The 18,191-nt window shown below is 51.5% G+C and carries 17 protein-coding genes; 8 read left to right on the forward strand and 9 right to left on the reverse strand.

What is annotated here, in order from left to right:
• Positions 1-77 precede the first annotated feature (77 nt).
• The 4 genes from ACIGG6_RS01940 to ACIGG6_RS01955 form a co-directional block, all read right to left on the reverse strand.
• Complete coding sequence (locus ACIGG6_RS01940; protein WP_399841661.1) at positions 78-419, reverse strand: hypothetical protein; 342 nt, start codon at positions 417-419, stop codon at positions 78-80.
• Between the two features lie 537 nt (positions 420-956).
• Positions 957-2,234: a Y-family DNA polymerase gene (locus ACIGG6_RS01945; RefSeq protein ID WP_399841664.1), complete on the reverse strand. Its 1,278-nt coding sequence runs from the start codon at positions 2,232-2,234 to the stop codon at positions 957-959.
• Positions 2,231-2,677, reverse strand: a complete 447-nt coding sequence (locus ACIGG6_RS01950; protein ID WP_399841667.1) for a LexA family protein — start codon at positions 2,675-2,677, stop codon at positions 2,231-2,233. Before ACIGG6_RS01950 ends, ACIGG6_RS01945 begins: the two co-directional genes overlap by 4 nt.
• 32 nt (positions 2,678-2,709) lie before the next feature.
• Positions 2,710-3,672 carry an IS1595 family transposase gene (locus ACIGG6_RS01955; RefSeq protein WP_451923645.1) on the reverse strand — a complete coding sequence of 321 codons (963 nt, stop codon included), beginning with the start codon at positions 3,670-3,672 and terminating at the stop codon, positions 2,710-2,712.
• 215 nt (positions 3,673-3,887) lie between these two features.
• Here ACIGG6_RS01955 and ACIGG6_RS01960 point away from each other — a divergent pair, with 215 nt between their 5' ends.
• The 6 genes from ACIGG6_RS01960 to radC all read left to right on the forward strand — a co-directional run bounded on the left by ACIGG6_RS01960 (position 3,888) and on the right by radC (position 7,595).
• Positions 3,888-4,229: a hypothetical protein gene (locus tag ACIGG6_RS01960; protein ID WP_399841668.1), complete on the forward strand. Its 342-nt coding sequence runs from the start codon at positions 3,888-3,890 to the stop codon at positions 4,227-4,229.
• Between the two features lie 90 nt (positions 4,230-4,319).
• Positions 4,320-5,288, forward strand: a complete 969-nt coding sequence (locus ACIGG6_RS01965) for a DUF932 domain-containing protein (RefSeq protein WP_174788280.1) — start codon at positions 4,320-4,322, stop codon at positions 5,286-5,288.
• Between the two features lie 120 nt (positions 5,289-5,408).
• Entirely contained in the window at positions 5,409-5,579 is a 171-nt protein-coding gene (locus ACIGG6_RS01970) for a hypothetical protein (protein WP_399841669.1), read from the forward strand.
• A gap of 22 nt (positions 5,580-5,601) precedes the next feature.
• Positions 5,602-6,357: an ERF family protein gene (locus ACIGG6_RS01975; RefSeq protein ID WP_399841670.1), complete on the forward strand. Its 756-nt coding sequence runs from the start codon at positions 5,602-5,604 to the stop codon at positions 6,355-6,357.
• 38 nt (positions 6,358-6,395) lie between these two features.
• Complete coding sequence (locus ACIGG6_RS01980) at positions 6,396-7,007, forward strand: lambda exonuclease family protein (protein WP_399841673.1); 612 nt, start codon at positions 6,396-6,398, stop codon at positions 7,005-7,007.
• A 174-nt stretch (positions 7,008-7,181) separates the two neighbouring features.
• On the forward strand, positions 7,182-7,595 hold the full coding sequence (gene radC / locus ACIGG6_RS01985) for a RadC family protein (RefSeq protein WP_451923647.1): 414 nt from the start codon (positions 7,182-7,184) through the stop codon (positions 7,593-7,595).
• A gap of 203 nt (positions 7,596-7,798) precedes the next feature.
• Here the strand turns inward: radC and ACIGG6_RS01990 are convergent, their stop codons facing one another.
• From ACIGG6_RS01990 to ACIGG6_RS02010, 5 genes are all read right to left on the reverse strand, one after another.
• On the reverse strand, positions 7,799-10,837 hold the full coding sequence (locus ACIGG6_RS01990; RefSeq protein ID WP_399841678.1) for a DEAD/DEAH box helicase: 3,039 nt from the start codon (positions 10,835-10,837) through the stop codon (positions 7,799-7,801).
• A 26-nt stretch (positions 10,838-10,863) separates the two neighbouring features.
• The gene (locus ACIGG6_RS01995; RefSeq protein ID WP_399841681.1) at positions 10,864-12,459 is read right to left on the reverse strand and encodes an EH signature domain-containing protein; all 1,596 of its coding nucleotides are present in this window, start codon (positions 12,457-12,459) and stop codon (positions 10,864-10,866) included.
• Positions 12,456-13,220, reverse strand: a complete 765-nt coding sequence (locus ACIGG6_RS02000) for a flagellar motor protein MotB (protein WP_399841683.1) — start codon at positions 13,218-13,220, stop codon at positions 12,456-12,458. The genes ACIGG6_RS01995 and ACIGG6_RS02000 overlap by 4 nt, the downstream gene beginning before the upstream one ends.
• Positions 13,220-15,355, reverse strand: a complete 2,136-nt coding sequence (zorA, locus tag ACIGG6_RS02005) for an anti-phage ZorAB system protein ZorA (protein WP_399841686.1) — start codon at positions 15,353-15,355, stop codon at positions 13,220-13,222. Before zorA ends, ACIGG6_RS02000 begins: the two co-directional genes overlap by 1 nt.
• 907 nt (positions 15,356-16,262) lie before the next feature.
• Positions 16,263-16,430 (reverse strand): YHYH domain-containing protein, encoded by a 168-nt coding sequence (locus ACIGG6_RS02010; protein ID WP_172416156.1) that lies wholly within the window; start codon positions 16,428-16,430, stop codon positions 16,263-16,265.
• A 166-nt stretch (positions 16,431-16,596) separates the two neighbouring features.
• Here ACIGG6_RS02010 and ACIGG6_RS02015 point away from each other — a divergent pair, with 166 nt between their 5' ends.
• Entirely contained in the window at positions 16,597-17,490 is an 894-nt protein-coding gene (locus ACIGG6_RS02015; RefSeq protein ID WP_399841688.1) for an endonuclease, read from the forward strand.
• A gap of 97 nt (positions 17,491-17,587) precedes the next feature.
• Complete coding sequence (locus tag ACIGG6_RS02020; protein WP_399841691.1) at positions 17,588-18,181, forward strand: hypothetical protein; 594 nt, start codon at positions 17,588-17,590, stop codon at positions 18,179-18,181.
• Positions 18,182-18,191 lie beyond the last annotated feature (10 nt).

Genomic DNA, 18,191 nt, shown 5'->3' on the forward strand with positions numbered 1-18,191 from the left:
TGTCCGATAGAAGTGATGAGCGAGCTGATGGCCAAGTACCATGAAAGCCCATCAACCATCCAATGAGTGTGTTGCACTCAGAGTCTGCATCCGCCCGGGTATTTGATGCCTGCGGCGTCAAGCTCCTGGTGCAAATATTGAAGGAAGGCGCTGATAGTGGAGTTTTGGGGGGCTATCAAGCCAGCATGAATTCCACCTGGATAGTGCAAGTCAATTCGTATCGCGAATAAGCGGTTACAGTCCTGACGTGATTGGTTCATGACAAACAGTAATTTCTCCAGATAGTTTTTAATCAATGGTCCCTTCCGACTTTGGAGCAGCATATTTTGATAATAAATATCCCACCATAGCTTTAAAGCAGGATTATCTTGATGGCGTTTACGTCGACGCTGACCAACGTTGTATAGAGCAGTGTTCATGATGATACTCCTAACGCTCACCCACGCGGATGCCCACGGCGTTTAGGCCGTGTTCATGCTCGTAGAGAGGATAAAATGTTGAAAGATGGGCAATGCCGCGTTTAGTGACGCGGCTAGCTTGCCATAACAGGAAATGCCCTAATGGGCGACGATGAGCAACTTAACTATATGGCTAATGCACAGCATTGGTTGAACGCACTATATGAATGTTCCTAGTACGTAAGGCCGTCGGCTTGTAGGCCTCCTCCCCTAAATACTATTCCCTCCCTTAAGTAAGGACATAATAATATTACCGTCACTCAACTATGCCTGAGACCCATTATCATTAAGTGCCTGAACCTGCTTTGCTTGCAGCCTGGAGACAGGCCATGCCTTTGCTGTAAGTTACTCATTTTAATAAAAATAATTCCATTTTTATCAATAAGATAACCAAGAGCCTTGTAGGCTCGGCATCTGCTCAGATAATCATACCGGCCAGTATTTTCTTTCTTAAATAACACTTCCCTGGCATGACCAGCACAAAAAAGCGTGTCAGGCTTACCTAACGATCAATAACTCGTTCCACTGGGTAGTGTATCGCGGGGTACGTCGCTCACTGCGCAGCACCCAGGCATTGCCTTTACGGGGTAGACCCAGCTGTACCGTTCCTTTACCTAGCTCACGATTGAGCTTATCCATCGTCGCCATCAGGCGTTCACTGCGCTTAGCTTCTTCATCGGTTTGCGGGGTTTCGGTGAGGGTGAGCTGTCGGTTAGCCTTGGGTGAAAGGTCGAGCAGCGTCAGACCTGCTTTATGATAGGCATAACCTTTGCGCCATAGACGCCTTAAGCCTTGTATCGCCGCTGCGATGATGTTGCGGCTGTCATCGGTGGGCTTCTCTAGGGAGACGACCACACGCTGTTGATATTGCGGTAAGTCGGTACGGAATGGGTTGGTGCGTACAAACACCATCACCGCACTGGTTACACTTTGCTGTTTGCGCAACTTTTCGGCCGCCCTAGCAGCATGCTGTCTTAAGGCTTCTCGCAAGTCGTGGGGATTGTTGGTTAGCCTACCGAACGAGCGCGACACCATTATCTGTTGCTTGGGTAAACTCATGTCATCAAGCTGGATGGCGGACTGCCCGCGTAGCTCCCATACGATGCGTTCCTGCACCACACTAAAGCGCTGCCTAATACACTTAGGGTCTGCCTCGCGTAGATCCCATGCGGTCTCAATACCCATCACTCTTAAACGTTCACCGGTACGGCGTGCCACCCCCCACAGCTCTGTCACCGGCAACTGCTTTAACAGTGCCTTGGTCGCTTCACTTTCGGCGGTTAGCTTACACACGCCCTGCTGCTTATAAGCGGGGTGTTTCTTAGCCGATTGGTTCGCCACTTTGGCCAATACACGGGTAGGTGCAAACCCCACGCACACGGGAATGCCCGTCCACTGCCGAACGGTATCGCGCATGGCTTGGCCCCGTGCCTCCAGCGTCTCAGGGTCGAAGCCCTGAAACCCGACAAAGCTTTCATCAATGGAATACACCTCCACATGCGGCGAAAACTCGCCTAGCACCTCGGTCACCCGCTGGGACATATCGCCGTATAACGCATAGTTACTGGATAACAGAACAGCTTGGCGTCGTATCGCGAGCGGTAATAAGTGTATGGCCGTTCCCATCTCAACGCCCAGGGCTTTTAGCTCGTTACTGCGGGCGACGACACACCCATCGTTATTCGATAGCACTCCTACCGGTCGCCCTTCCAGCGCTGGAGCAAAGACGCGCTCACAGCTGACATAAAAATTGTTGCAGTCAACGAGTGCAATCACGGTAGTGTCCTCAAGAGGTTGTGAATCACATCGGTCACTACACCCCACACTTGGGATTCGCGTCCATCAAGGGGTATTGGCTTGAAATTAGGGTTGCTTGCTTTGAGGTAGGTACGCTGGCCTACGCGCTCCAGACGCTTGACGGTCATTTCGCCATCGACGCAAATCACCACAATCCGACCAGGCAGCGCTTCTAGACTGCGATCCACCACCAATAAGTCCCCAGGGTGAATGCTGTCCCCGATCATTGAATACCCTTCCGCACGCGCAAAATAGGTCGAGGCTGGGCGTTTAACCACGTAGCGGTGCAGATCAAGCTCGGTATCCAGGTGATCATCGGCGGGCGAAGGAAATCCCGCGCGCACGGCGGTTGAATAGAGCGGCAAGGGTAGTGACGAGGCCATGGTGTCTGCGCGGCCCAGAAGTGAAACGTTCAATGACATAATAGGCTCCCTTTTTTACTGTATTTATGAGGCTATGCTGGCATCTGCTGTTGGTCAGCGCCTATCGCCGCACGAAGCCACGCTTCCTCGGCTGGCCTTGTAGTTTCAAATAACCGTCGCCATGCCAAGTAATTAGGTAAGTACGCTGTCCCCACCCCATGAAAGCGCCCCATCCACCCCTTCAAGCGGCTCATATAGCTGTTCACGTTCTGAATGTGGTATTCCTTGCCGATCACTCGCTGATTTATCGAATACGATGAGTCGATGATGGGCAATGCCGTAGTCGCGAGAGAAGGTTTTATACCAGCTGTGTCCGTCAGAGCATAAAATCGAGTCGCGATCGATGATCGGCGCCAGAAACTCATGAACAGTCGATTTTTGGAGCGCCGGATCAACCAAATCACTGACCTTTCCATTACGGTCTCGCGCAATAAGTACCTGAATTTTTTGTTCTTTTTCTTAACATTGCCTTGTCCCCCACGCTTGCGAGGTTTGCGGTGAGTAATCTGACGCTTTCCTTTGCAGGACTCCAGGAAGAAGGTTTCGTCTACCTCAATGATGCCGGATAGTGGGGTGGCATTGTCTTGAGCACTCGTTTTCAGGAAACGATGACGCCATCGGAAAGCCGTCTTCAAATCAATACCCACTCGGGCCGCTGAGGCGCGCAACGTCAAGCTGCCTCGCATGCAGCGCAGGTAGTCGAACCATTTATCTCGATGTTGCAGCTTGGCTAAGGGCTTGCCTGTAAGGGCGTTGAATGTTTTGTGACACTCGGGATTCCGGCATCGATACCGCTGTAGGCCACCGCTGCGTCCCCACTTAACAGCGTGCTCGCCGCCACAATGTGGGCATGGAAAGTGATGACTTAAGGTATCAATCAGAGTGTCTGCCTGTGAGCTGATTTGCCCAAGAAGTCGTTCCGCTATGTATTTCTTGCGCTCAACAGGAAGGCTGGAAAGTGCCCTCTCAAGGATTTTGAAGTCTGCTTGCTTCATGACGCTCTCCACACGAAGGCTACACATACAGTATTTTATACAGTATATTTAAAGCACATCAACAGAAGATGACAACATAGCCATTTATGAACAGTATCAGTAAAGAGGCTTAATGAAGCAACCACTCATAGGTCAAAGCCAAAAAATTACAGACCTATATCACTCCTATGAATCCTGCACACGGGATCACTTTGACACCTATAGGAGTGTTGTTTATGTCCCCGCCTTGCCTACGCTGTGCAGCCCCATGCACGCTTAACCTTGAAACCGCCCAACGCATCGGCACGGTGGGCAGCAGTCTTGTGGGTGGAGCCATTGGTGCGTGGCGTGCTTCCTCTCAACTAACGTCCCCTTTAACGGTGGCTACCTCCCGCTTCCCGTTAGCCAAACTGCCCGCTGCCGTGATGGGGGCTGTTTCCGGCAGTCAAGCAGGCTCGCGTGCCGCAGAATTGTTTTTCACGCAGAAGCTACCGCCCGGTGAAGGAACGCCCTGGCTGTGCGTATCGTGCGGTCATACCTTCCGGCACTTACCCCGTTCCTTCACCGCACCTCGCTAATCCGTACCCACTAAGCGACATACCCCTTACTTTCCAACCATAAAGCGCTGGCGATTAACGTCAGCGTTTTTTATTGCTAGGAGTTTTCCCATGGCTCATCTCATTGAACAAATGGCTTACGTCGGCGCTACCCCCTGGCACGGCCTGGGGCAACAGTTAACCCGTCAACAACCGCTAGAAGTCTGGCAGCAACAGGCCGGAATGAACTGGCACATTGAAGAAGCCCCGGTGCGCTTTATTGCCGAGGGTGCCAGCCACCTGGGCAGTATCCACTCGTTCCCTGAACAGAAGGTGCTTTACCGCTCGGATACCAAGGCACCGCTATCGGTCGTATCCCAGCGTTATAAGGTGGTGCAACCCGAGGAGATTCTGGAGTTTTACCGCGACCTGACCGAATACGCAGGGTATGAGCTGGAAACTGCTGGCGTGCTGAAAGGCGGGCGTAAGTTCTGGGCCTTGGCACGCAGTGGTTTAAGCACATCGCTGAAAGGCCAGGATGAGGTCAACGACTACCTACTGTTGGCAACATCTTGTGACGGCACGCTAGCCACCATGGCGACACCCACCACGGTGCGTGTGGTGTGTAATAACACACTGCAGATTGCCGTGGATGGCACATCGCAGGCGGTGAAGGTACCCCACCGGTCGGAGTTCGATCCTCGTGCAGTAAAAAGCCAGCTGGGTATTTCTGTTTCTCAATGGAACGACTTCATGTACCGGATGAAGGCCTTAGCGGAACGTAAGATCGACCACCGTGAGGCACAGCAGTATTTTCAGTCGGTGCTCTGCGGTATCGATAAGCCGATAGACGATCCCTCCAAGCTGCCCAATTACCGGGCACTCAACAAGGTCCAGAAGCTCTACCACGGCGAAGGCCGCGGTTCCCACCTCGACACAGCCAAAGACACTGCGTGGGGCTTGCTCAATGCCGTTACCGAGTACGTGGATCACGACAAGCGTGCGCGTAGCAACGATACCCGGTTGGATTCTGCGTGGTTTGGCCAAGGGGCTCAGCTGAAGCAGGAGGCACTGCAAACAGCCCTTGCCCTGGTGAGCTGACATGCTGTTTCTCATCATTTTACTGCTAGTTTTCTTAGTATTTGTCTTACCCCTCAATGGATAGCACGATAAGCCCAGCCCCTAACAGGCTGGGCTTTTTGCTTTTACGTGGAGCACATCATGGCCTCTCTTAGCCCCGATTTAGATATCGCTTTAACCCAGTTGACGGAACGACTGCTCACCCAAGACCAAGCCTTTGCCCAGACCTACGTCATGGCAAAGGGCCAGCTGTATCGCACCGAGCTGCGCCTATGCCCCGTTCCCCCGCATGAACTTCCCGCCGATCTTTAACCCCAATTGAAGGAGCCTTGTCATGGCCACCAAAACTAATGCGGTAAATCACGAGACGTCTGCATCCTCTTTACAAGCCGTTCCTGCAGCACCCACCCCGCATCATGCGGAGAGCACGGCCATTATCCAAGTGATTGAGCGCGCGGCACTCAACCCGGACGTCGATATCGACAAAATGGAGCGCTTGCTACAGATGCAGGAACGGGTCATGGATCGCCAGGCCATGATGGCCTATAGCGCAGCCATGGCGGCCATGCAGACCGAACTCCCCAGCATTGAAGAACGCGGGCAAACCAATAACGGCTGTTACGCCACCTTGGAAGATATCGTCGATACCGTACGTCCCATCATGCAGAAACACGGCTTTGCTGTGAGCTTTCGTATTCAGACGCAGGAGCGCGGTATTGAGGTGACCGGTGTGCTGATGCATAAGGATGGCCACCGTGAAGAAACCAGCATGCTGCTGCCTGCGGATATGAGCGGTAACAAGAATGCAGTTCAGGCATTTGGATCGTCTACCAGCTACGGCAAGCGCTATGTGCTGTGCGCGTTGCTCAACATCACCACTCGGGGGCAAGACGATAACGGCCAGACCAGCACACGAGCAGTCGTGAAGAGGGTCACGGCCTTCCAGGCGGGACAGATTCAGCGTTTGATCAGCCAATGTCCAGCCACCACGCAAGAGTGGTTCAGCGGCAAATACGGCGCTGCGGTTCAGGTGCCTCAGGCAGATTTCGACAAACTCCGCGCATCCCTCACCAAACGAGCCGTGAAATAGCTGCTCAGCCCGATCTCTCATCGCCTAAAGGAGGCGTTATGAAGATACTCACCATGCCGCAAGGCTCGCCGGAGTGGCTGGCGGCGCGTCTTGGGCGCGTCACCATGTCGGAACTCAAGGCATTGCTGGTGAAGGGTAAAGGCCCCGGTGGGTTTGGTACCGGAGCCATCACCTACATGCACCAGTTGATCGGCGAGCGTATGACCGGTGAGCTGGCCGAGCCGTTTCAAGGCAATGCCCACACCAAGCGGGGGCAGGAGCTAGAGAGCGTCGCCCGCTCGCTGTATCGCGATATGACCGGCGCACCGAAACCCAAAGAAGTGGGCCTGATCCTCAACCACGACGTTGGCTATTCACCGGATAGTTTGATTGGGACAAACGGCCTGCTGGAGATCAAAACCAAGCTGCCTAAGTTCCAAATTGAGGTGCTGCTCAGCGGGGAAATACCCGACGAGCACGTGCCCCAATGCCATGGAGGGCTATGGGTCAGCGAACGAGAATGGATCGACTTTGTGAGCTACTGGCCCGGTATGCCGCTGTTTGTGAAACGCGCTTACCGAGACGAGGCTCTGATCCGCACAATTGCCGAGCGGGTTGAGGCCTTTCATGAAGAGATGGAGCGACGCATCAGCCAAGTGATGGCCGCGTGACTTATCCACTGAATCACAACACTTATTCACTACTAACGACATAGATGCCGGGGTCACCACCCCGGCATCTTTATTTTTTTGGAGGTCATCATGCCCCATAGCAAGCTCAAAGCCGGTGAAGTGGCGGGCACCTACTTAGTCACGTCACCGGTCACGGAAACTGACATCATCGCCATGGCCAAGCGCTTCGCACGCCGCAAGCTCGCCAAAGGCCGCAAGATATCCAAGCCCTCGCAAGCGTTTGAGCACCTGCAGCTCCTGCTTCAGGACTATGAGTACGAGGTGTTCAGCATGCTCTTCTTGGATAGCCAGCACCGTGTCATCCGCTTTGAAGAGCTGTTTCGCGGCACTATTGACTCAGCCAGCGTGTATCCACGGGAAGTGCTGAAAGCAGCATTGTCCTACAACGCAGCCGCTGTCATCCTCGTTCATAACCATCCCAGCGGTGATCCTGAGCCTAGTGATGCGGATCGGCGTATTACCGAGCGACTGAAGGAAGCGCTTGGCTTGATGGATATACGGGTGATTGATCATGTGGTGGTGGGTAGTGATGGGTGTAAGTCATTTGCGGAAATGGGGTATTTGTAAGTGGATGCTGAAATAAAATGGAGCTGCCTTTAGGCAGCTCCAGAAATGATGTAAGCTTTATTTTTTTGTTTAAGACGACAAACGGCCAAGACCCGCCCCTACTTAGACTCTGCAATACTTTACGGCGAGTTCAGGGAAGTATCGTTTACGCTTCCTTAGCAGTCAGAGACCTTTCTTAACTAACCATATCAGCCTCCAGGGATTCAAAGCCCTAAGGACGTAACCATACTCTTTTCGTCCACAGGTTCCGGGGTCACCACCGCATCCTTAATCATCAGCTTACCGCTCAGTAGCCGATCAAGATGTACATCGAAGGAATCGAACTGTGGATGTAGCGCTGCTGGCAAATGAACATATACGTCCTTTGTCTGCCCGATCCTGTACACACGATCAGTTGCTTGGGCTTCTTTTGCTGGGTTCCAGTGCCGCTCAACATGGATAACGTGGTTAGCTCCTACCACTGTCAAACCCACACCTGCAGCAACCGGTGACATGATAATAATATTGAACCCAGTAGCTGCTTCGAATTGTTCGATTATCTTCTTACGGGTAAGAACGTCCCGCTTTTTTTGCACAGCTGCGGTATCGCCGTTAATGATGTGAATGTCCAGGTCGTAAATTTGGCTCAGCCAAAGCTTAAGCGTTATTTGTAGCTGCTTGGTGACCATAAAGAGAATCACCTTCTCGCCCTTAGCCTTGATGCGATCAAGCTGTTCTAGGACCACCGACAATTTCGCTGACTCTGCAATCGCCTTGCGCGCCGCTTTTGCTCCGCTCACACGGAGCAGGTCCATGTCACCCATGCGCGGGTGCAGAGAAATAAGGCGCAACTGCTGCAACGCAGAAAGCGCCTGCCCACGCATATCTTCCTCAGCACACTGGCATCGGTAGTTATCCAGCACACTGTCATACGCTTGTAACTGAGTACCTTTCATTACTACGGCCAATTCGGGCGTCCTCTGAAGATTCTCAGCTTCGCTCTGAAGCAGCCCTGAGCGAATGTATTTATTCGGCAAACCTTTAAGCTGCTGCTCTTTGATCCGCCGCAGCATGAATGGGCCAACCGCTTCGCGCAGGGACGAGCCGATCTCAATGCGTATCTGGTCCCGGGCTTCGTCCGTAGCCTTGAAAATCGGAGTAATCCATTTACTCCGGAACTCTGCCCAGTTGCCGAGCAAACCCGGCTGTGCCGTATCCATCAGACACCAGAAATCACCCAGACTGTTTTCAACTGGGGTGCCGGTTGCAAGCAACTTGAAATCCGACTTGAGCCCTTTGGCTGCCCGGGTCTGCAACGTATTAGGATTCTTGATATTCTGCGCTTCATCAAAAATCACAACACCCCAATCAATGACACAGAGCGAAAACTGGTAATCGCGCAAAGTCTGGTAAGTAGTCAACACTACCCGGCTATCCATATCGAGCCGATGAATACCTGCTTCCCGTCCAATCTGCAGTGAGTAACGGATATCCGCCTCGCTCATCGCATCGCTTTCATCTAGCAAATCAGCCAATTGAAGGGACTCTCGTGGGGCATCTTTGATTCGGAACTCCGACAGATCCCTACCGGCTTGCAATACCTTTACATCCCGGAACGGAGAGGACTTGAAGGTTTTGCCTATCTCGTCTTCCCAGTTTTCTAGCAAACTGAGCGGCGCTACCACCAGTATAGGCTTCTGTGTTCTGCCCGCCGCCGCCTGAATAGCCAAATACTCTGCGGCCATCACGAGAGTCATGAAGGTTTTGCCCAGGCCCATATCGTCAGCCAGCAAAGCTCCTTGCAATCGATACATATTGTTATGATCGTCAGCCAAAGCTTTAAGCAACAGATCAAGCATCCAACTGATCCCTTCAGCCTGATGCGGGTAGGGAGAGCGACGCAGCTTGGAAGCATCGACTATCGGCGTTCTGCCCTGCTGCTGCGCCTTGGTCAACAGTTCACGGTTGAGTTCGTCCGCATCTCTTAACAGGAGCGTGACCCGCTCGGTTTCGGGCTGGTCGTCACCTCCCTGTTCCTGTTTTACAGGTTTATGCTCAAAGCCTGCTTCTATGCTCCTAAGGACACTGATGACATTGGCAGGCTCACTGATATCAAACTGCTCCCCTTCAAACTCAACGCTCTGGGCACCTTGTTGCTGGGCTGCGTGTAAACGTTCCTGAAAGGCATCGAGATCTTCCGTACAAGTAATATATTTATGCAACGCTTCAAGAGGCTGAGGGCGCGTTGAGGTCGCAAACCAATCCCGTTTTTTATCATCCAGCGGGCCGAAGTCCATATGCTGCATTTTACCAATGCCTAGTACGCGAACTGAAAACCCCAAATCCAGGTTGACCAGAGACGCATCAATAAAGGCAGAGGGTGTCTTGATAAATTCTTCCACCTTGCCAGCCGGTATGCGCCGGCTACCCAACACCTCACGTACCGCAGCGATCTTTTCAGGTTCTAATAGAACCAACCTTTCCTCTATTCGCAGCACGCCACCATCACGGGTTAGGTCCAACTGGCTCCAGCGCTTATCGAGTTGATCCGGGGTCGAACCATCACCCAGAGAAGGACAAAGCTCAAGGCTGCCATCCGGCATCCGCGTTGCCACAACACCAATACCTTCAGGCACAACCACGTTGAGATTGCTAAATGAGCCAAGCTCAAGATCCATGCCACTGCGCCGTGCTGCTTGCAGTTGCGCCATCAAACGTAAGTTTGCCGCTTCTCCAGCCTCATCAGAAGGCAGGTTGCCATGTACTTCAAGCGCCGAAAATGCGGACAATTCAGCTGGAGTCAAACGGTACGGCTGACTTTGGCCAATATAGAGATAAGGCCCCTTGATGAGGACGGGGTGCTCCTGACCATCAATAGAGGCAAAAATCTGTACTCTGAAACCAGAGTTGCGGGTATGCCCTTTCACATGAGCGACAAAACCATGGGTAAAGCGACTAGGTAAGTGGAGTAAATCTGCTTGTTCATCATCAAGCGCGGCAGCAACACGCGAACTCACTCGATAGCCGTTAGGCAAGGGCTCCGCATCGCCTTGCTCAAGCAACATTTGCAGCACAACCATTTGCAACTGTGCAACAGGCGAGCCTTTGCCTACCTTGAGTTCGGTAATGGTCTGGAGAGATTCAAAAAGTATTAGACCACTTGAGTCTGCTTGCACCTGCAGCGACGTACTCTCAATGTCACTGTCTCGGTCTTGCCGACCGAACATTAACGAATTGAACAGATCCCTGAGGTGGTTCTTCATATGTTCAGGCCACTCCTCGCCTTAATTTAACCGTGGTTACGTCCACCGCCTGCGTGATCGTTTCTTGGGCTGAAAGCTGACAACGGTTCAAGCCGCGTTTTCAGCGGCTTTACATAGGGAATACCAAACCGCCTTAAATAGTTTCTGTAGTCATCAGGGAACATCAACTGTTCAATATCAATAGACACCCCATGGTCGGCCAAAAAGCTGAAAAAACGGTTGTGCCACGTAGAAGGACTATGGGTGATGGCTTCGTATGGCGCATCTACACCGTAAAGTCCCTTATATCCACTTGGGGCACGTATCGTCAGTTCGGAATGTGATAGTTGTTTAGTATTGTAACTATACAATCTCTCCCACGGTGGCCGCAGGTATACCCACAGTTTGAAGTTATGGGAGCCTTCAATCAGACAAAAATCACCGCAATCAATATAGATAACCGCTTTGTCAGACATGCCGTTGGCATTGGAAAGTCTTACGAAGTTTGTTCTTAATTCATCACCAAGAATATTCTTCACCGCGGACGCGGCTTTGGCTCCAAGCATCAGGCGGGTTTTGCGTACCAACTTGAGTCTATCGAGCCCCTCAATAAACCGCTTACGAGCCGGAAACATGCGCTGCATGGCAGCATCACCGCTTTCCTTGCCAAACTGCTCCAACGCGCTAAGAAATAAACGCAAATCCTCCTTGTAAAGCCAGCGTCTCACCTTTTCAATTCGATCTTCGCCCAGCGGCTGCCACCATTCACGGTAGCTCTGTGCAGTACTTGTTATACGTGGATCACCCGCCAGATCCATAATGAAATTCTGCCACTCATCACCCGGTGCATCACCTGCCCGATCAATAAGAATTTCCAGAGCAACATGGCCGATACGCTTGCCGTCCTCAAAGGGAGCTTGGCTGACCGCTGGCTTGAGCAACTCAGCCAGCACTTCGTGATACTGACCAACCGGCAGCTCTCTCAAGGTATTCAAATAATAATGGGCCCGACAGATACTCGCATACCGGCCATCATCGAGCCCTCGTAGCTCGAAGTGCAAGAAGGCCCGGTCAAGCTCTAAACCTTCCTCATACACGTAATCCACTAAGTGTTTGGGCCCATTGATTGAAAGAAGCCATTTCGCTTCGGAATACAGAATGGTCAACAAGTCTCGCTGGTGACTAGAGGATCTGGAATTATGTGCAAAGCGTTTAGACAGCTGTTGCTCTAAGAGGTCTTGAAGTTCTTCTCTGAGGTTTTCCCCATGCTGATCTAGCTCGTCGAACATGCGGAAGTACAAAGCAATCAAGTTCTGCAGCGGAACCACACCTAACTGCCCAAGCTGTTGCTTCACCAAGATATCAAGGATTTTCGGGCTCAGCATTCTGCGGCGAAACTCGGCATCTTCCAACCAAAGCTGAGTAATGACCCTCGCTGTAATGCGTTTGCACATTAAGTCAGCAAGTACACGGCCATCCATGATCCTTGATAGCCGCCTCAAATGCTCGGATGTTTCGTAAAACAAATCGTTTTTGCCAGCAGCTCCGGCCACCCTCTTCAGGTGCTCTGTCAGTCTCGGCCAGCTCTCTAGAGCCCCCTCAGGCCAGTCTATTACTAACAGCTCAGGTGGCGGCAGATTCATTGAATAGCTTCCTCAAGGTTTTCACTAACCCTACGGTACTCTGCACTGCTCGGACGCCTGATGGTAAAGCGGATATCGATTCGTCGGTTCTGACTAAGCTCCTCTTCTGTATCCTGTCGGCTGGTAGCCGGCCGAGTTGGTCCATAGCCACTGACGGAGAAAAGCGGCTGATTATCTTTATTCTCTAGGTCATTTAACGAGAATTGCTCGGGCAGAAGCTCGCCCCATAGCTGCCAGAGCGAGATGGCTCGAAAAGCTGAGAGCCCCCAGTTTCCCTTGCCCATAAAGCCGTTCAGTGGGCGGTTGTCTGTATGGCCTTCAACAAAAATCGTATCTAGATAATCGACTCGATTATCCTTATTAATGACTTCACTAAGCACTCTGCCAATCTCTACAGCTGTGCCCTGATAGTCTGTCCCGATCTCATGCGCACCGGTCCCAAACCCCAGAATATCGTTAGGAATACTCAGTACAGTGTCATTTTCACTCACCGTTACGCGTATGCCTCGTTGTTGCAACAAATCAGCTGCCTCATGCAGGATAGTTCTACGTACCTGCTCCGCTTGCCGTAACTCCTGTATTTCCTGATTGAATTCCTGTTGCTGTTTTCTTAATTCTTCTTGAATTTCCATCAGTTGGATAATCAGCACAACCGACGCCAGGATGAATATGATCAGCAGCGCAGACATTACATCGGAAAAGGACATCCAATAGGGATTTTCCTCGTCCACATTAGCGGGACCCTTTTTTAAAAAGCGCATCAGACCTTCTGCTCCAGATCATCCACTATCCCACTGATCGCACTCACCGTACGCCGCATCTGATCAGCAAACTCCAGCGTGTTTTTGTTCCAGTGCTCCATCCTCTCGCCAACCTGAGTACGCACCTCAGTGGAGTAGCTGCGTAGCCACTCATCAGCCTGTTGCTCGATTCCGCCGACCTGCTCCTTGAGCGCCTGGCCAAGCCTTTGAAACTCAGTATTGATGCCGTCCAGGAACTGCTGTTGATGGTTGGCAAACACTTCAAAGCCTTGCTCGGCAGCCACTGCGGCCTTCTCGAAATGTTGGGTTGCCGTGATCAGTTCTGACTGTAATTGTCTGAGCGTATCCGACTGCAGGCTCACCTGCTCGGCTAGCTCGTGGTTCTGATCAGACGCTCCCGCCAGTGCTTCTGTTACAGTCTGCAAGCGTGCATCCAATACGTCCGCTGCCTGCTTAAGGTTAGCTGACAGCACACCCAACTGGGTGGAGCTGTTGTTCATATGCTGACTGCTGGCCTCAACCGAACGGCTAACCTCTCCCATTTCAGTCATTAACTGCTGGTGCTGTTTGGTCAGTTCAAGCATCTGCTGTTGCGTCTGCTGGACACTCTGAGTCACGGCAGACAGTAACTGCTGCTGTTCTGCCGCAAGCCGTTCGAGCTGGCTATTGAAGCGGGACTCGATAACGCTTTCCCGTTCACTGGCTGCTGCAGTATGACTGCTTATAAGTGTTTGCAGCCCATCCAGTGCCGATTCAAACGCCTGGCCCATTTCGCTCTGCTGTTTAGCCGAGGCTTCGCTAATAGCCTGAATCTGGCCGTTCGATGCGTTATTGAACTGCTCAAGTTGGCTCTGAAATCCGGCCACCATCTGCGTTTGTAATTGCTCTTGGGTGGCAGCTCGGTTGCGCTCATCCTCGGCTGCCTTGTCGAACTGCGCACTGACTTTATGTTCCATCTGCTCCATTAGCTGATTGAAACGTAGCTCCATCTGCTGCTGACGCTGTGCAGCATCTGCGCCCTGCTGTTCAAGCAGTTGTGCGAACTCTCTTGTGGTGCCCTCGGTCTGCTCCCTTGACCTGTTCTGCTGCTCGTCTAATTGCTTGAATAATACCTCCATGCGGTCGGCCATAACCGACACAGCCTGTTGGACTTCTTCAGCAGCATTCTTCATCAGATGACCCTGCTCTGAACCTGCCGTTTTCATACCATCCATAAAACCGGACACCAGCTTCTCCAGCACATCCGTAGACTGCTGATTGGTATTGTTTACCAAGGACTGAATGGCGGGCGCCATCACGGTGTTGATCGCATCTGTAAACGCTTGCTGCATGGAGTCACTCATACCAGATACAGTTTCCTGTAAACGATCGCCGATACGTTCATGCAGTTCCTGCAGGGCTTCCTTGCTTTCATCGGTGGCAGCTGCAATCTGAACCAGTGAATGCTCCGCTGGTAATCGTGGGTACAGAAAGTCGATACGTTGCTGCAGGTCACGGATTTTTGCCAGTGCCCCCCGTTCTACCAGCTTCTCAAACAGGTTAAGCAATAAGCTGAGGGCCACACCCCAAATCGAGGTCATGAAGGCAACAGCCGCACCGTTGATCATCACTGAAATGCCATCTTTAAGCGTTTCGACATCTCCGGCATTAATCTGCAAGCCCTTCAATCCAAGTGTCAGCCCAAGGAAGGTGCCTAGCACCCCGATAGCTGTTAGGAAGGCTGGCGCGGCCGCAAGCAAGCGGCTGGAAGTCAGACCATAGGCCAAGGTGTAATTGTTGAAGAAATGCTCGGCTTCCAGCGTATTGAAGAGTCGAGACTTGTCTGCTGAATACACTAGGCTTTCATCAAACTCCCGCCACAATGGACCAGTGACTTTAGAATCCTGGTCCTGCGCCTTTTGCAGCGTTGCCAAACGGTTATGAGCCAGACTGTCACGATCCTGTCCTTGGATTAGCTGTTGCACTCTTTTCAAACGCCGAGAGAAATGCAACCAATGCCGAATTACAGAGATCATTGATATGACCATGATTATCATCATGAGCAACCAGATCCAGACAGCAATTTCCTCCATTTCCAGACCTGGCGTGAGTATCAACGCGAACTGTGGCGATAAATGACTGATCAAATCGAACATATTTAACCCTATTCACTTTTTTATGCTGGAGCTCGTTGGGCGCCAAGTAATTAGTTCTGGTGGCGTAAGATCCTACACGCACATTTCAATGAGAGGCTCTACTCAGGCAGTGACAGTAGGACAAAACTCTATCCCTCAATGGCTTTCAAGCAACTAGGACAGAATTTATAAAGCGCTTTCTTCAATGATTGGTTGTACGCTTTCAAGACCAACGTAGTAACCACCTAGATACCATTTATACACGACCCCACCCCTCCTTTAAAACACTTAGGACCAATCATACTTTTGCACTATTCATTGGTTGAAACGCAAAAAGCTGCTTTTTAGAGTTTTCGTGACATCAATGACTTTTAACAGCTGCTTCGACAGTCAAATAACAAATGAAAACCTCATTATTATTAGGGTTAAAGAATCCTAAGGCAAGGGTCTATCATCCCTCGTGTAGGTAGATGCATGAAGGATCTGTTGGAGCAACCGAAGGGAAGCAACAAGAAGCCTGAGGAGAGGGGCTACGTCCAGAAAGGTTCAGCTTTGATCAATGGGAGCCAAAACCAAAGTATGGGCTGAGGTATGGGCTGGATAAATTTAAGACACAAAAAAGCCGCTGAAATCAGCGGCTTATTCGTAATACTTGGCGGAGGGACAGGGATTCGAACCCTGGATAGGCTATTAACCTATGCCGGTTTTCAAGACCAGAAAACCAGCCTCAATTTCCCTCTATAAAACAGCAGCTTAGAATACAGCAGTATAACGGTAAGCGGTTATACTCGTGTGTTTTAGCTCTGTTCCCACCTAAATCTATGCCTCTTCAGTTCCCCTATCTTACCACCTTGAGCCTGCCCTGCTAACCAAAATACAACGCGTGCGACATGCTGGAAGCGGCGTTAATGGCGTTGCATTGTCGAGCTTAGTGGCAGTGACGCGTGCCTGCTTTCGTATCCCGGTGGCAACCACTGCCATCAGTACGGCCACCATGCTCCACTACGTCACCGCTGCTAATAGCGGTGGCAGCCGTTACGTTTCCTGCACCTAGCAACATGCCAGCCAGCATTAGAGCTACCAGTACCTTTTTCATTATCGCTTCCTCATTTACGCTGGCTCATCGCCAGCCAAAAGAGATTAGCACTGTCCCTACTCAAGCAAAGCTGACTTTAGTCAAAAGCCTACTTAATTTTTATCAGCAGGTCGCATCAATTGCGAAATTTTATTAGTCTTCCCTCTCACTTGCAGGGATGACCCAAATGAAACAGCTTTCCTACCTTAGTGCCCTTCTAGTTGCCCTACTGCTGCCTGGCCAATCAGTCGCCGATGTGCCTTCTTCTTTCAATGCGGCAAAGCGCATCGCTGAAGAGCAGATTTACTATGATCAGGACACGTCTTTTTACTGCGGCTGCCAGTTCGACTTTGAAGCTGGCCCCAATCTGGACGCCTGCGGTTACGAGATTAGAAAGCAGCCTCGAAGAGCAAGCCGTATCGAGTGGGAGCATGTAATGCCAGCCTACGATTTTGGCCGGCAACGGCAGTGCTGGATAGATGATGGTAGGGATAACTGCCGCCGAACAGATGAGGTATTCAGACGCGCAGAGGCAGACTTGCATAATCTGGTACCGGCGATTGGCGAGGTCAACGGCGACCGGTCAAACATGCGTTTCGGCATGGTCAACACACCTGTTCACGAATACGGTGCTTGTAATGTGGCTGTCTCATTTGAAGAGCGCACCTTTCAGCCGCCACCGCACCGCCGCGGTGACATAGCGCGCACCTACTGGTACATGCGGGACACCTACGGCATTGAGATCAGCCGACAGCAACAGCAGCTATTTACAGCTTGGGCTAACCAAGATCCAGTCGACGAATGGGAGCAAGAGAGAAACCGCCGAATCGCTGCTGTTCAGGGCAATGCTAATCCCTATGTGGGAGATGTTGCTATTCAGCAGGCTGCAGAGCCTGAGCCGGTTAGATCTGCGCCTGCAATACCTCAGCGCTCAAGTAGCGCAGAATTTAGCTGTTCGACTCGAAAGAATTGCGGCGCAATGGCCACTTGTGAAGAAGCTCTGTTTCATTTGAACCAATGCGGAAATGGCCGCTTGGATGGAGATGGCGACGGCGTGCCTTGTGAGTCGATATGCCGATAAATGTAATATCAATAGCCTGCCAAAGTGCCTAAGAATGACTCGCTTTCTTCGCTATGACGCGCTAGCGTTAAGGCGAGTTAATCAAGCAAGGAAACCCATGAAACGTTTTGCTTTGGTGGGCATCGCCCTGTTGTTATCAGGCTGTGCGGCTACATCTACGACGAGTCAAGCGCCTTATTATGATGAAGGGCAAGAAGCCCTTATTGGTGAAGGGTATCCCGCGCCTCGGATAAAGCCACCGGGTAATTTCTCTCTAGTCAAAAGATACGACGATGCGCGAGCTCAGCCCGGGTCAAATGCAATCAACTCACGAGAAATTGGGGCTACTTGGGTAGATAGCGAAGACCTGACTTCTGTGGCCACTGCTTTGTACCAAGGGCTAGATGAAGGCTATCAGTGGGGGGCGGGTGACAATATTGAAGGCACTGAATTTGTTAGCGGCACGCGGTTTGAGTACGCAGCTGGCGATGGGCTTTATCAAGACGTAACTGGCGATATCGATTTTATTCCTAACGGTGCCCCTGAGTGCGCTCAAAGCATAGCGTTGGTTAGCTACTCCGAAGATCGCAGTATGCGCACGGTGCTGACTTATACAGAAGGCTTGGCTTTTTGCGAGAACCGTTTGGTACTCAATCAGCGAACAGGAGATGCGTTGCGTGAAAGAGCCTATCAGGCATTTGGGCTCAGGTAGCCACGCGATG

Source organism: Vreelandella lionensis (genome assembly GCF_044543515.1).
Classification (GTDB): Bacteria; Pseudomonadota; Gammaproteobacteria; order Pseudomonadales; family Halomonadaceae; genus Vreelandella; species Vreelandella lionensis.

Coding starts and splice junctions, on each gene's coding strand:
- radC (WP_451923647.1), top strand. CDS start 7,182: ATGGCCAAGCGCTTCGCACGCCGCAAGCTCGCCAAAGGCCGCAAGATA.
- ACIGG6_RS01950 (WP_399841667.1), bottom strand. CDS start 2,677: ATGTCATTGAACGTTTCACTTCTGGGCCGCGCAGACACCATGGCCTCG.
- ACIGG6_RS01980 (WP_399841673.1), top strand. CDS start 6,396: ATGAAGATACTCACCATGCCGCAAGGCTCGCCGGAGTGGCTGGCGGCG.
- ACIGG6_RS01965 (WP_174788280.1), top strand. CDS start 4,320: ATGGCTCATCTCATTGAACAAATGGCTTACGTCGGCGCTACCCCCTGG.
- ACIGG6_RS01975 (WP_399841670.1), top strand. CDS start 5,602: ATGGCCACCAAAACTAATGCGGTAAATCACGAGACGTCTGCATCCTCT.
- ACIGG6_RS02020 (WP_399841691.1), top strand. CDS start 17,588: ATGAAACGTTTTGCTTTGGTGGGCATCGCCCTGTTGTTATCAGGCTGT.
- zorA (WP_399841686.1), bottom strand. CDS start 15,355: ATGTTCGATTTGATCAGTCATTTATCGCCACAGTTCGCGTTGATACTC.
- ACIGG6_RS01940 (WP_399841661.1), bottom strand. CDS start 419: ATGAACACTGCTCTATACAACGTTGGTCAGCGTCGACGTAAACGCCAT.
- ACIGG6_RS02000 (WP_399841683.1), bottom strand. CDS start 13,220: ATGCGCTTTTTAAAAAAGGGTCCCGCTAATGTGGACGAGGAAAATCCC.
- ACIGG6_RS01990 (WP_399841678.1), bottom strand. CDS start 10,837: ATGAAGAACCACCTCAGGGATCTGTTCAATTCGTTAATGTTCGGTCGG.
- ACIGG6_RS02010 (WP_172416156.1), bottom strand. CDS start 16,430: ATGAAAAAGGTACTGGTAGCTCTAATGCTGGCTGGCATGTTGCTAGGT.
- ACIGG6_RS01955 (WP_451923645.1), bottom strand. CDS start 3,672: ATGAAGCAAGCAGACTTCAAAATCCTTGAGAGGGCACTTTCCAGCCTT.
- ACIGG6_RS01960 (WP_399841668.1), top strand. CDS start 3,888: ATGTCCCCGCCTTGCCTACGCTGTGCAGCCCCATGCACGCTTAACCTT.
- ACIGG6_RS01995 (WP_399841681.1), bottom strand. CDS start 12,459: ATGAATCTGCCGCCACCTGAGCTGTTAGTAATAGACTGGCCTGAGGGG.
- ACIGG6_RS02015 (WP_399841688.1), top strand. CDS start 16,597: ATGAAACAGCTTTCCTACCTTAGTGCCCTTCTAGTTGCCCTACTGCTG.
- ACIGG6_RS01970 (WP_399841669.1), top strand. CDS start 5,409: ATGGCCTCTCTTAGCCCCGATTTAGATATCGCTTTAACCCAGTTGACG.